The 13,177-nt window shown below is 63.3% G+C and carries 9 protein-coding genes; 3 read left to right on the top strand and 6 right to left on the bottom strand.

Annotated features, from left to right (window positions below; genetic code table 11):
* Nucleotides 1-66 precede the first annotated feature (66 nt).
* The 5 genes from C5P05_RS24570 to C5P05_RS24590 are packed head-to-tail and all read right to left on the bottom strand — an operon-like array spanning nucleotide 67 to nucleotide 7,245.
* Nucleotides 67-2,409, bottom strand: coding sequence for a molybdopterin-dependent oxidoreductase (locus C5P05_RS24570; protein WP_114972507.1), 2,343 nt, complete (start codon nucleotides 2,407-2,409; stop codon nucleotides 67-69).
* A 52-nt stretch (nucleotides 2,410-2,461) separates the two neighbouring features.
* Entirely contained in the window at nucleotides 2,462-3,328 is an 867-nt protein-coding gene (locus C5P05_RS24575) for a sulfurtransferase (RefSeq protein WP_114972491.1), read from the bottom strand.
* 29 nt (nucleotides 3,329-3,357) lie between these two features.
* Nucleotides 3,358-4,365 carry a tripartite tricarboxylate transporter substrate binding protein gene (locus C5P05_RS24580; protein WP_114972492.1) on the bottom strand — a complete coding sequence of 336 codons (1,008 nt, stop codon included), beginning with the start codon at nucleotides 4,363-4,365 and terminating at the stop codon, nucleotides 3,358-3,360.
* A gap of 53 nt (nucleotides 4,366-4,418) precedes the next feature.
* Nucleotides 4,419-5,780, bottom strand: a complete 1,362-nt coding sequence (purB, locus tag C5P05_RS24585) for an adenylosuccinate lyase (protein ID WP_114972493.1) — start codon at nucleotides 5,778-5,780, stop codon at nucleotides 4,419-4,421.
* A 25-nt stretch (nucleotides 5,781-5,805) separates the two neighbouring features.
* Complete coding sequence (locus C5P05_RS24590) at nucleotides 5,806-7,245, bottom strand: FAD-binding oxidoreductase (protein WP_114972494.1); 1,440 nt, start codon at nucleotides 7,243-7,245, stop codon at nucleotides 5,806-5,808.
* Nucleotides 7,246-7,359: 114 nt separating this feature from the next.
* On the opposite strand from C5P05_RS24590, the gene C5P05_RS24595 reads away from it, so the two are divergent.
* Nucleotides 7,360-8,175, top strand: a complete 816-nt coding sequence (locus tag C5P05_RS24595) for an IclR family transcriptional regulator (RefSeq protein WP_114972495.1) — start codon at nucleotides 7,360-7,362, stop codon at nucleotides 8,173-8,175.
* Nucleotides 8,176-8,194: 19 nt separating this feature from the next.
* Here C5P05_RS24595 and C5P05_RS24600 read toward each other — a convergent pair whose 3' ends face one another.
* On the bottom strand, nucleotides 8,195-9,565 hold the full coding sequence (locus tag C5P05_RS24600; RefSeq protein ID WP_114972496.1) for an MmgE/PrpD family protein: 1,371 nt from the start codon (nucleotides 9,563-9,565) through the stop codon (nucleotides 8,195-8,197).
* Nucleotides 9,566-9,732: 167 nt separating this feature from the next.
* Here C5P05_RS24600 and C5P05_RS24605 point away from each other — a divergent pair, with 167 nt between their 5' ends.
* Together C5P05_RS24605 and C5P05_RS24610 are read left to right on the top strand one after the other, a co-directional pair.
* The gene (locus C5P05_RS24605; RefSeq protein ID WP_114972497.1) at nucleotides 9,733-12,156 is read left to right on the top strand and encodes a type I restriction-modification system subunit M; all 2,424 of its coding nucleotides are present in this window, start codon (nucleotides 9,733-9,735) and stop codon (nucleotides 12,154-12,156) included.
* A gap of 403 nt (nucleotides 12,157-12,559) precedes the next feature.
* Nucleotides 12,560-13,069: a hypothetical protein gene (locus C5P05_RS24610; protein WP_157979449.1), complete on the top strand. Its 510-nt coding sequence runs from the start codon at nucleotides 12,560-12,562 to the stop codon at nucleotides 13,067-13,069.
* Nucleotides 13,070-13,177 lie beyond the last annotated feature (108 nt).

Here is a 13,177-nt window from a genome sequence, read left to right on the forward strand (position 1 = left end):
GGGCCGCTTAGTCCAATTCCACAAGTTCTTCCATGTGCGTGCGGGGCACCTGCGACAGGTCTCGGATCAGGCGTGGTCATCGCATTCAACGTTGACCAGGGGTGGTTCAAAAGCACGAATGGGCGGCAATGCTTCATCAAAGCGCTCCACCTCGACTGCGGTCAGTTGACCGGCGCAACCCTGTGACAGCATCGAGGTACCCTGATCCCGCGTCAGCACGTTGGGATTGCCATGTACGCAAAGCGGACGTCCTCGCGCGTCCGTGCCAGGGTCGTACCAGGCACCGGTCGGCAGTTGCACCACGCCCGGCATCACGTCTTGCGTCAGCGCGACGCTGGCCAGGCAGGCGCCGCGGGCGTTGTATACACGCACGATGTCGCCCTCGATGATGCCGCGCGCCGCGGCATCGGCGGGATGCAGGCGGCACACTTCGCGGCCCCGGCGTTTCTGGCTGGCGCTGTGACCGCCGAAGTCCAGCTGACTGTGCAAGCGGGTTGCCGGCTGGTTGGCAACCAGGAACAGCGGATGGGCAGCGGTGGGGCCATCGGTAGGTTCCAACCAGGCCGGGTGGCCGGGACAGTCGGCGTAGCCGAAGCCGGCAATCGCCGTTGACGTGATTTGCACCTTGCCGCTGGGCGTGGGCAGCGGGTACCCGACGGGGTCGTCGCGGAAGGCCCGCAGGATGCCACCGTCGTCCGTCTGCTGTGGCAGCACGATCTCGCCCCGGGCCCAGAAGGTCTCGAAGTCCGGCGCTTCCAGCCCTTTGGCTTCAAGGCCGGCTCGCGTCTTCTCATACAGATGGCGCAGCCATTCGCCGCTACTGCGCCCCTCCGTGAAGGCCTTGCGCGTACCCATCCGGCCGGCCAGTTCGGCAAAGATGTCGTAATCGTCGCGCGCCAGACCATGCGGCTCGACGATGCGGTGCATGGCCACCATCAGCGGGTCGGTCGGCGCGGCACCAATGTCCTCGCGCTCCAGCGTCATCGTGCAGGGCAGCACGATGTCGGCATGGCGCGCGGTGGCGGTCCAGGCGCTCTCGTGCACGACAAAGGTGTCCAGCCGGCAAATGGCTTCGGTCAGGCGGCTCAGGTCCTGGTGGTGGTGAAAGGGGTTGCCACCGGCCCAATAAGCCAGCCGGATGTGCGGATAGGCCTGGCGTTGGCCGTTGTAGTCAAAGGGCTCGCCGGGGTGCAGCAGCATGTCGGCGATGCGCGCGACCGGGATGAACGCTTTCACCCCGTTGACGCCCTGCGGTAACGCGGCGGACGGAACGGCATTGACGCGCTTGCCGTAGTGCGCCAGCGTGCCCAAAGCATAGTTATAGCCGCCGCCGGGCAGGCCGAGCTGACCCAAGGCTGCCGCGAGCACCGCGGCCATCCACACCGGCTGCTCGCCGTGCTCGGCGCGTTGCAGCGAGTGGGCCACCACCACCAGCACGCGTTTGCCGGGTAGCGCGCGGGCGAGTTCCGAGATAACGCGCTCTGGCAGTCCGGTGATGCCCGCAGCCCAGTCCGCCGTCTTGGGCATGCCGTCACTGCGGCCCATCAGGTAGTCTTCGAACTCCGGCCAGCCCTCGCAGTAGTGGGCGAGGAAATCGCGGTCGTGCAGGCCATGCGTGACCAGCACGTGCAGCAGGCCGAGCATCAGCGCCGTGTCGCTCCCCGGAATGGCTGCGAGCCATTCGGCCTCGGCTTCAGACGGTAGATCGGTGCGCAGCGGGCTTACCGAGATGAAGCGGCAGCCGCGTGCCGCCGCCAGCCGCATCGATTCACGCTCGACGTGCCGGCTGATGCCGCCGCTGGCGACTCGCGAGTTCTTCAGCGCCATACCGCCAAACGCCAGCACCACGGCGGTGTGCTCGACCACCTGCTCCCAGGTCACGTTGCGCCGCGCGACGTCGTCCAAGGAACCCAGGATGTGCGGAAGGATCACCGCCGACGCGCCGGCGCTGTAGCTGTTGACTGACCGGACATAGCCGCCCAGCGTGGTGTTGAGGAAGCGGTGCACCTGGCTCTGCGCATGGTGAAATCGCCCCGCACTCGACCAGCCGTAGGAGCCGCCGAACACGGCCTCGGCGCCGTGCTGTTCCTTCACCCGGCGCAACTCGGCGGCCAGTCGGTCCAAAACCTCGCTCCAGGCCATCGGCACGAATGTCTCCACCCCGCGCCTGGCGTCGGGGCCAGGTCCGCGCTCCAGCCAGCCGCGCCGCACCATCGGTGTCGTGATGCGCGCGCGGTGATGCAGCGCGTCCGGAAAATTTTCAATCAACGGATTGGGGTCTGGATCGTTCGGGTGCGGCTTGACGGATAGCTTGCCGTCACGCCATGCGGCCGAGAACACCCCCCAGTGGGCGCTGTGGGGCTGCATGCTGGCTTCTGGCACCAGGGGGTTGTGGGATTCGTTTTTCATGGCAAGGTAAATGGCGCTATCGGCGGGCGCGGGCAAGGGCTGCGCTGCAACGTCAGTCGGCCGCGCCGGTGGCGATTGGCGCGCCGGGCTGGGCGCACCACTCACTCCAGGAGCCGGGGTACAGCGCAGCGCCCCGCAGACCTGCGACTTCCAGGGCCAGCAGGTTGTGACAGGCCGTGACGCCTGATCCACACTGGCTGACCAGTTCGATTGCGGCGCGCCCGCCGGTGAGTGCCTGGAACTCGCTGAGCAGGCTGGCCGCAGGCTTGAATCGTCCGTCAGCGCCCAGGTTGTCGCGGAACAGCCGGTTGCGGGCACCGGGAATGTGGCCGCCAATGGGGTCCAACGTCTCGTTCTCGCCGCGGAAGCGGTCCGGCGCGCGCGCGTCCAGCACCAAGCGGGCAGCGCTGTCCAGATTGGCGCGCAAGTCGTCGTAGGACAGCGTGGCAACACGCGAAGGACGCAGGCTAAAGTGGCCCGGGGGACGCTGCGCAGCGCCGTCAGACGTCACGGCCTGACCGGTAGCCTGCCAGGCCGCCAGCCCGCCGTCCAAGACGGCAGCGGCGCTGTGGCCGACCCAGCGCAGCATCCACCACAAACGGGCGGCGTACATGCCACCCGCATTGTCATAAATGACGAACTGCGTGGTGTCGTTCGCCCCGAGCGCGGCCATGGCAGCGGCAAAGGCCGCGCGGTCGGGCAGTGGGTGGCGGCCGTTGCGGCCGTTCTTGGGCGCGCTCAATGTGTTTTCCAGATGCACGTAGCAGGCGCCCGGAAGATGGCCGGCGTCGTAGGTGCGCTGACCGGCCTGCAGGTCGCTCAGATCGAAGCTGCAGTCGAGCACCAGCAGGGCTGCGGCGTCGGGGCCGGCGATGGCGCGGGCGAGCTCATCGACTGAAATCAGGGTTTCGTAATTCATGGTTGCGGGTCTTTAATTGATTGCAGCAGTTACTGGGATATTTCCTTCATCAGCGCGGGCGTTGCAGCGTCGCGGTAACGGGCAATATCCTCGAGGATGTAGCGCTTGAAGTCAGCCATGGGCAGGTTTCTTTCCATCGCGGCGTCCTTGCGGATGGCCTGTTGCACTTCAGGCGTGGCCAGCGCGCGGCTGAGGTGCTCGGAGAGGTGCTTGACTATGGCTGGCGGCGTTCCGGCGGGTGCGACCAGGCCGTACCATTGCGTCGCAACGACATTCACACCCAGCTCCTTGAAAGTCGGCACCTGCGGCAACACCGGATTGCGTTTCTCACCGGTCGTTGCGAGCAAGCGCAGTTGGCCCTGCCTGACCTGGCCGACCAAGGGCGGCGCCGTCGCAAAAAACATGTCTACCTGGCCTCCGATCATGTCGGTGATGGCTGGCCCCGACCCTTTGTAGGGCACGTGCAGGATGTCCACGCCGGCACGCTGCTTGACCATTTCCATGCCGATATGGGCGGCGGCGCCAGTGCCGGTCGAGGCAAAGCTGAGCTTTTGCGTCCTTGCCGCCTCAAGGAGGGTTTTTGCGGCGTCGTATTTCGAATTGGCGGCAACGAACAAGCCGTGCGGTGCCTCAAGAATCAGACCGATCGCCTCGAAGTCGTCGGGCACCTTGTACGGGATCGTGGTCGCTTTCAGGGCCGGCGCCACGGCCAGATTGCCGCTCATCGCGAGCAGGATGGTGTAGCCGTCCGGCTTGGCCTTGGCCACCAGATCCGCGGCGATGTTGCCGCCGGCCCCTCCGCGGTTCTCGACAACCACCGTCTGCCCCAGGGTCTTGCCCATGGCATTGGCGATCAGCCGGCCGTAAAGGTCACCACCGCCGCCGGGCGGAAATCCGACCACCAGCTTGACCGGAAATTCAGGATAGGCGGCCACAGCTGCAGTCGCCACCGCCAGCAGCGCCGTCAAGACCAACGCATTGCGACGCAGGCTCCCGCCGCGGCGCGCGGTACGGGAAAGATTGAAAAATGGTTTCATTGAATTGATCTCCTTTTGGTTATTGGCGATTAGCGATTGGCCGCTGCGCGGTCTCAGTGGCCGAGCCAGCCAGCCTGCTGCTTGACCACGCGGTCCACGGCGGCTGCGCACTTGCCCAGATAGCCAGCGGGATCGGTCAGGCGGTTGATTTCGTCATCACCCAGCAGTTCCGCCAGATGCGAGTGGCCACGCATGGCGTCGGCAAAGCTGAGCTGGTGGGTGATGCCATGCATTGACGCTTCGTAGATCCACTCATGGGCCGTCTGTTTGCCGACGCGCGCGCTCAGTTCGAGCATGACCCGCTCCGACAACAGGTAGCCATGCATGCGGTCCAGGTTTTTAGCCATGCCGGGCGCGTTGACTCGCAGGCCGGCCAGCAGATTTTTGGCCTGGAACAACATGGCGCCGGCGATCAGGCAACACTCGGGCAGCGCCTTCCACTCCATCTTCCAGGCGATACCGTCGCGTTCGCTCTCCTGCACCATGCCCTCGAGCATCAGCGCTGCGTTATAGCGCAGCGGCCGACACAGGCCAGCCAGGTTCTCGGCCGAGGTCGGATTGCGCTTGTGGGGCATGGTCGAGGAACCCAGCTTGCCCTCGGAGAACGCCTCTTCCACCTCGGAGAATTCGTTGCGCTGCATGTTGAACAGCTCGTTGCCGATTTTCGACAACGTTGCGCCGATCATGGCCAGCAAGAACGCGTATTCGGTGAAGCGATCCCGGGACGGCGCCCAACTGATGGCGGGCGTGCCCAGGCCCAGCTTGGTCAAGGTGCGGCGCTCGATTTCTTCAGCCTGCTCGCCCAGCGAGGCTTGGCTGCCGACCGCGCCCGCGACCATGCCGACCAGCACCCGTGCCTCACACTCCTTCAGGCGGCTCTGGTGGCGCCCGACTTCGTCCAGCCAGATCGCGCACTTGTGACCGAAGGTGATCGGCAGCGCCTGCACGCCATGGGTCCGGCCCACCATCGGCGTGTCGCGGTGCGCGGCGGATAGGCGCGCCAGCTCCAGGCCCACCGCCTTCAGGTCGCGCAGGATGACCGCATGCACTTCTTTCAGTTGCAGCGCCACGCCGGTATCGACCACGTCCTGCGTGGTCGCGCCGAAGTGCAGCCATTCGCCGTTCTCCTTGGTGCAACGCGCCTGCACCTGCTTGAGCGCCGGGACCAGTGAATGCTTGATGCGGCGGATTTCGGCCGACATTTGGGTGATGTCGATGTTCGCGACCTTGGCCTGTTCGCCGATCTCCTTCGCTGCGGCTGCGGGAATGATGCCGAGTTCGGCTTGGGCGGCGGCAAGCGCGGCCTCGAAGTCGAGCCATTTCTGGATGCGGTTTTCTTCCGAGAAGATAGCGCGCAGTTCGTCGGTGCTCCAGAGGTGCTGAAGCGATTGCATGTCGAAGACGGAAACCGGCATGGTGAAAATCCTAAAAAGTAGTGGGTTATGAAAGGAGGTCGCGTGGCAACACGCGTCCGGGATTGAATGTGTTGTCTGGATCCAGCGCCCGCTTGATGCGGGCCATCAGCTCAAGCGCCACCGGCTGCTTGTATTGCAGGAAGGCGGACTGCTTGAGACGACCAATGCCGTGCTCCGCCGAAATGGAACCGCGCATGCGCGCCGCGATGGCGTGCACCGCATCGTGCACCGCCTCTTCGCGCGCCAGGAAATCCGATGCGGGCATGCTCTCCGGTTTGCTTTGGTTGTAATGGAGATTGCCATCACCCACATGTCCAAAGCACACCACACGAATGCCGGGCACCAGTGTGTCCAACACATCGTTGGCTTCCGCGATGAAAGCCGGAATCGATGAGATCGGAACTGAAATGTCGTGCTTGATCGACGGGCCAGCCAGCCGCTGTGCCTCCGGTATATGTTCCCGCAGCGCCCAGAAGTTGTGCGCCTGCTGGCCTGAGGCGGCGATGGCTGCATCGGAAACCATGCCGTCGTCCAGGGCCGCGGCCAGCACCTGTTCGACGGCGGGGGTCGGATCAAGCAAGTTGGATGTTTCCGAAACGTCGAACAGTACCGCCCAGGGGTAGTTGTCCGCCAGCGGATCGCGCATGCCCGGGCTGGCGTGGGCCAGTACTTGGGTGAGCGCCTCGCGCCCCATGAGCTCGAAGGCCGTGACGCGTTCACCAACCGCATCGGTGAGCCGCGCCAACAGTGCCACTGCCGCCTGCGGGTCGGGCACCGCCACCCAGACCGTAACCACCTGGCGTGGCAGCGTAAAGAGTTTGAACGTTGCTGCAGTGATCACACCCAGCGTGCCTTCGCCGCCGATGAAGAGATGCTTCAGGTCGTAGCCCGTGTTGTCCTTTCGCAGGGCGCTCAGCGCGTCGAGCACGCGGCCATCCGCCAGCACCACCTCCAGGCCCAGCGCCAGATCACGGGTGTTGCCGTAGCGCAGCACCTGCTCGCCGCCGGCATTGGTGGAAAGAACACCGCCGATGGTGGCGCTGCCCTCGGAGGCCAGCGACAGCGGAAAAAGCCTGCCGTGTACCGCGGCCGCTTCCTGGGCGGCAAGCACGGTGCAGCCGGCTTCGAGCGTCAGGGTGTTGTCCAAAGGGTCGACACTGCGCACTGCGGCCATGCGGCCCAAGCTAAGTACCACCTCCGTGCGCGAGGCGTCCGGCGTCGAGCCGCCGACCAAACCGGTGTTGCCCCCTTGGGGTACCACCGGCACCCCGTTCGCGGCGCAGATCGCGACCACCCGAGACACTTCGCCGGTGTTGGCCGGCCGTACCACGGCAATTGCTGTTCCGGGGTACTGGCGACGCCAGTCGGAGACATAGCGTGCAACCTCGTCATCCTGCGTAAGTACATGGGCAGCGCCCACGATACCCACCAGCGAGGCCAGGAAAAGATCAGTTTGATGGTCCATGGCGGTTGATTGAGTACGCATTCTCATAAATCCCGATGTTTTATTGAATGAAATAAAGTTCAATAAGTAAAATTCTAGAAGATGTCAAAGACCATGTCAAGCTAGACTCTGGGCATGACGCCTACCCGCACAACGCCCCCGCCTGTCAAGAAATCCCTCGCCGCCGCTGGCCGCGATGCGCCTCACGATCCGGCACTTGCCCAGTCGTCGCGCGACGGTCTGCCAACACCGCCATCCGGTGTACTCGAACGCGGTATTGCGATCCTCGAATGCTTCAAGGAAGATCGGCTGCGCTTGACCTTACGTGAACTTGCCGACGCGACCGGCCTCGATAAGGCCACGCTCCTGCGCCTGCTTGGTGTGTTGATGCGGGCCCGCATGGTGCACCGCCTGGAGAGCGGAAGCTATGCGCTCGGGCCGGCGCTGCTTCACATGGGCATGCTGTACCGCAGCACATTCGATCTGGGGACTCGGCTGCAACCCGTGCTGCACAACGTGATGCAGCAGACCGGCGAGACGGTGGCGTTCTATGTGCGCACGGGCGAGGAGCGCGTCTGCCTGTATCGCGAGAACACTTCGAAAGAGCTGCGCCACCATGTGGAGGTTGGCACCCGCATCCGCCTGTCCGACGGCGGTTCTTCCGCCCATGTACTGAAGGCCTTCACCGGTGGCAAAACGCCGCAGGCAGCTCATATTTACGACCAGGGCTTTGCGATGACACGTTCTGAGCGTGTCGCCGAGATGGCGTCGGTGGCATTGCCCGTGTTCGAAAGCGACGGCAGCTTTCTTGGCGCGCTGGTCGTCATCGGCCTCGCCTCGCGACACGGGGAGGAAGCACAGCGCAAGGCCGTGGACGTGGTCCGTAGCGAACTCGCACAGCAGGGCTTCGCGACCCGGCCACCTCAGAGCTGGCGTCCACCCGCGAACTGAAGCACTGCCGAGCCGCCAGTCAGCGGTTGAACAGATCCCAAGTCGGCGCGCAAACTGCTTCATCAGCGCTGCCGTCGGAGAAACTTCTACACCATTCGGTCACTCGGTGCGCCGCCATGTCATCCATGCCGGGGGCAAAGGTCCGCATCCGCGTCTGCAATTGTTCCCAGTTGAACGGATCTTCCGGGTCGCCGCGGCGCAATTCGCGCAAGGCGCTGAAGCGCCGGCCGTCTTGCATCGTGATCGTGACGCGACAAGGTCGCTTGTGCGGAAAGGCGCGCTGAAATTCATCGTCGGTGGTGACTGTAATTTTCTGCCCCAGCGCTCGCAAGGCCGGAGATTGCAGGTCCGGCGCTTCAGTGTCGCTGATGCCGAGTTGGTTTGTTAGTAGCAGCGTCGCGACAACATAACGCAGGCTGAAACAGGTCTCAACAGACTTGCTGGGCCAATCCACCCCGGCGATCTTGAGCGCGTGCGGGAAGATGACCACCTCCACGGCGGCGATGTCTTCTGGCCGTGGCAGGTGCGCGTCGATCAACGCGCGGGTGGCATCAAGTGGCGTGAACAACTGAGCACAGCACGGCCAGGCCTTGATCGTGGCAGTGTTGATGCGCTCCGGCGCATCGAAGCCGGTATTGAGTGCATCCCGTGGACCGTCGCCTGCCAGCAGCGCATGCAGGCCCCGCCGTCCGGTTACGAAAGCACGCGCGCCTGGCAAGCCGGCACGGGCCGCGTAGGCTGCGGTCATCCCGTTGCGCACCGCGAAGGCCGGATGCAGCGACTTGGACTCGTGCGCATCGTCGTCCACCAGCTGCCAGAGCCCGGCGGCCTGGGTGGCGCCAATGCCCATCGCGTGGTGCAATTGTTCCGCCGAAACGCCCAATGCCACGCCCGCAGCGGCAGCTGCTCCAACGGCACCGGCCGTCGCCGTGGCGTGAAAGCTCGCCGCGTGCCCCGTACCCAGTGCCTCGCCAACACGCAACGCCACTTCGTACCCCGCGATGATGGCGTCGGCAACGCGGCGCCGCGGCATGGGTCGTGCCGCGGCCAGCGCAAGCACAGGTGAAATGGCAATAACGCCGGGGTGCAGCATGGCCACGCGGTGCGCGTCATCGATCTCGCGCAGATGGGCAATGCCCGCATTGGCGAAGCCCGCGGCGATGGGCGCCATGCCACCACCGCCAAACACCGCAGCCGGCCCGGTGCCGGGAGCGCAGTCGTTTGCCAAGGTGCGTAAGGTACCGGCCGCCGGCAGCCCAAACGCCGACCAACCGGCGGTAAACCAGTCCAGCAGCGCCTGACCCAGGCGGTCGCGCGTGGCCTCCGGTATGGGTTGTTGCTGGAGGCGAGTGAGGTGGCACACCAATGCCGCTTCGGGAAGATCTTTCATATAATAAATTTCGTTGAATGAAATAATATTCATTATATGAACCCGTAGACGAGCACCGTATCACTTAGGGTTGATGTACGGGCAATTCAGCCAGGCATCGCCGCTGACTGGCCGGCGGCGGTGCCCGCTTCGTTAAGATACCCCCGCAACAGGGACGTATCACCACAATGGCCATCAAGAAATCCGAACTTTATTCATCCCTCTGGAAATCATGCGACGAACTGCGCGGCGGCATGGATGCCAGCCAGTACAAGGATTACGTCCTCATCCTGCTGTTCGTCAAATACGTCTCCGACAAATACGCCGGTGACCCCAGCGCCCTGATTGACGTGCCCGCTGGCGGCGGCTTTGCCGACATGGTGGCCGCCAAGGGCGACAAGGAAATTGGCGACAAGGTCAACAAGATCATCGGCCGGCTGGCCGATGCCAACGACACGCTCAAGGGTGCGATCAACGTCGCCGACTTCAACGACGAGGAAAAACTGGGCAAGGGCAAGGACATGGTGGACCGGCTGACCAAGCTGGTGGCCATCTTTGAGGGGCTGGATTTCGGCCGCAACCGCGCCGAGGGCGACGACCTGCTGGGCGACGCCTACGAGTACCTGATGCGCCACTTTGCCACCGAATCCGGCAAGAGCAAGGGCCAGTTTTACACGCCGTCGGAGGTCTCGCGCACCATCGCCCTGGTCATCGATCTGGGCCGGGCGGTGAGTGGCGCACAAACCCTCTACGACCCGACCTGTGGTTCCGGCTCGCTGTTGCTCAAAGCGCACGACGAGGCCAAGAATCGCACCGGCGTCGACCTCACGCTGTATGGGCAGGAGATGGACAACGCAACCTCCGCCCTGGCCCGCATGAACATGGTGTTGCACGACTGCCCCACGGCAGAAATCTGGCAGGCCAACACCCTGTCCAGCCCGCACTTCAAGAACGCCGATGGTGGGCTGAAGACCTTTGACTACATCGTCGCTAACCCACCGTTCTCCACAAAAGCCTGGACCAGTGGGCTGGACCCGGCCAACGACCAATATGGCCGCTTTGAGTTCGGCATCCCGCCCGAGAAGAACGGCGACTACGCCTTTCTGCTGCACATGCTCAAGAGCCTTAAGAGCACCGGCAAGGCGGCGGTTATTCTGCCGCACGGCGTGCTGTTTCGCGGGGGGGCCGAGGGCGGCATCCGCACCCGCGTCGTGCGCCAGGGCTATATCAAAGGCATCATCGGCCTGCCTGCCAACCTGTTCTACGGCACCGGCATCCCGGCCTGCATCATCGTGCTGGACAAGGAAGGGGCAGCGGGGCGCAAGGGCATCTTCATGGTCGACGCCAGCAAGGGCTTCATCAAGGACGGCAATAAAAACCGCCTGCGGGCGCAGGACATCCACCGCATCGTGGACACCTTCACCCGGCAACTGGAGACGCCCAAATACGCGCGCCTGGTGCCGCTGGTCGAGATTGAATCCAACGACTTCAACCTGAACCTGCCGCGCTACATTGACAGCACCGAGCCAGAAGACCTGCAGGACATCGACGGCCATCTGCGCGGCGGCATCCCAACCCGCGACATCGACTCGCTGAAAAGCTACTGGGCTGTTTTCCCCTCCGTGCGGCATGACCTGTTTGTGGACGCGGACCGCCCCGGTTACAGCCATCCCAAGGTGGACGCCGCCCAAGTCAAGGCCGCGATCTTCGGTCACCCGGAGTTCACCGCCTTCAACCGCCAGGTCACCGAATTGTTCGGCATATGGAAAGCCGCCAACACGCCGCTGCTCACCGGCCTCCAGCAGGGCGACCGGCCCAATGTGCTGATCGAGGTCCTGTCTGAAAGCCTGCTTGACACCTTCCGCGCCAACACCGGCATCGCCTCCCTCATCGACCCTTACGGCGTGTACCAGCACCTGATGGACTACTGGGCCGAGACCATGCAGGACGATGCCTGGATGATCGCCAGCGATGGCTGGCGCGCCGTTCATGGCGCTTCATCAGGTGCTGTGCAGGACGGCAAACCCAACATCGACCTGATTCCGCCCACGCTGATCGTGGACCGCTACTTCGCCGCCGAACAAAAGGCCATCGAACAACTGGAAGCCACACGCGACGCCGTCAGCCGCCAGATGGAAGAGCTGGATGAGGAACATGGTGGCGAAGACGGACTGCTGGCAGAAGGCAAGACCGACAAAGGCAAACTCAGCGCCAAAAGCGTCAAAGACCGGATCAAATTCATCACCGCCGACCGGGAGTTGAAGGACGAATTCAAGATGCTGCAAGCCTATGCGGCCCTGATCGACCAGGAAGCCACGGCCAGCAAAAAGGTGAAAGACGCCGCCAAGGCGCTCGACGGGAAGGTGATCGCCCAATACGCGCAACTGAGCGCGACCGACATCAAGACGCTGGTGGTCGTTGACAAATGGCTGGCCGCGCTGGGCCTGAGCGTGCAGGGCGAACTGGACCGCGTCAGCCAGATGCTGACCGGACGCATCAAGCAACTGGCGGAGCGTTACGCCACACCCATTCCCAAGCTGGCAACAGAGGTCGAAACGCTGACGGCCCGTGTCGATGAGCACCTGAAGAAGATGGGGTTTGTATGGAACTGACGAACCGCGGTGCTGGATTTGCTATTAACGTTGTAGCTACTTGCGCATACTCCCCGGGGGCTAGAGATCGATTTTGCTTAAAAAATAGCTGCTGCCGCGCTGGTACCGTCATTCCTGCGCCGCATACCGTCCGAGAGGTCAGGTCTGGAAGCTGGACTGTCAAGCGGGGTGCGGCGGTAGCTCAATGGGGGTCAGATCCCAATTCGGGGTCGGGCGTTCGAGCTGGCCAACTGCGTATCACCGATTTGGGCTCCGACCCCGATTGGGCGGGGCGTGCCAACACTATTAAATTAATAGCTTCTTGCGCATATGCGACGGGGGCTGGAGGCCAATTTTATATAAAAACGTGGCGCCAGCCGCCGCTTTGCCCGGATCTGACCGCTGCGCACACCGAGGACGTGGCATGAGCGCGCCACTGCCGGCCGGGTACAAGCAGACTGAGGTGGGGGTGATTCCGGAGGATTGGGATCATCGACCATTCGGCAATCTCTACGCGGAGCCTTCCCGAAATGGGATTTATAAAACTTCAGAGTTTCATGGTCGAGGTACTCGAATAGTGAACATGGGGGAAATGTTCGGATTTGAGTTTATTTCCGACCAAGAGATGAGCCGAGTGCAACTCACTACGCGGGAACTAGCCATCAGTGGCCTGTTGAACGGCGATCTTCTATTTGGCCGTCGTTCGGTGGTTCCATCTGGCGCTGGGAAATGCTCGATAGTCATTGCTCCAACAGAAATCATCACGTTCGAGTCGTCGATCATTCGAGTGAGGATGAATAGCGTCGTAACGTACCCCTTGTTTTACTACTACTTCTTTGGGTCAGCAGCCGGGCGCTCTATTGTTGGCAGCATTGTGTCTGGTACAAACGTCAAAGGCATCCGCGCAACCGAGCTTAGTCTTACTGTGTCATAAATTTAATCTTCTACTTACCCAGTGGCAATGAGGGCAATGTCCCAGATCGCTGGCCAGTGCGACGCTCAGGCGCAGGCGTAGCGTCGTGATCGAGTCCGCTACGTGACG

The sequence above is a fragment of the Rhodoferax ferrireducens genome (assembly GCF_003347515.1).
Taxonomy (GTDB): Bacteria; Pseudomonadota; Gammaproteobacteria; order Burkholderiales; family Burkholderiaceae_C; genus Rhodoferax.

Excerpts from the sequence above, each read along its gene's own strand:
- C5P05_RS24605 (WP_114972497.1), top strand. The coding sequence starts at position 9,733 with ATGGCCATCAAGAAATCCGAACTTTATTCATCCCTCTGGAAATCATGC.
- C5P05_RS24575 (WP_114972491.1), bottom strand. The coding sequence starts at position 3,328 with ATGAATTACGAAACCCTGATTTCAGTCGATGAGCTCGCCCGCGCCATC.
- C5P05_RS24610 (WP_157979449.1), top strand. The coding sequence starts at position 12,560 with ATGAGCGCGCCACTGCCGGCCGGGTACAAGCAGACTGAGGTGGGGGTG.
- C5P05_RS24600 (WP_114972496.1), bottom strand. The coding sequence starts at position 9,565 with ATGAAAGATCTTCCCGAAGCGGCATTGGTGTGCCACCTCACTCGCCTC.
- C5P05_RS24580 (WP_114972492.1), bottom strand. The coding sequence starts at position 4,365 with ATGAAACCATTTTTCAATCTTTCCCGTACCGCGCGCCGCGGCGGGAGC.
- purB (WP_114972493.1), bottom strand. The coding sequence starts at position 5,780 with ATGCCGGTTTCCGTCTTCGACATGCAATCGCTTCAGCACCTCTGGAGC.
- C5P05_RS24590 (WP_114972494.1), bottom strand. The coding sequence starts at position 7,245 with ATGGACCATCAAACTGATCTTTTCCTGGCCTCGCTGGTGGGTATCGTG.
- C5P05_RS24595 (WP_114972495.1), top strand. The coding sequence starts at position 7,360 with ATGACGCCTACCCGCACAACGCCCCCGCCTGTCAAGAAATCCCTCGCC.
- C5P05_RS24570 (WP_114972507.1), bottom strand. The coding sequence starts at position 2,409 with ATGAAAAACGAATCCCACAACCCCCTGGTGCCAGAAGCCAGCATGCAG.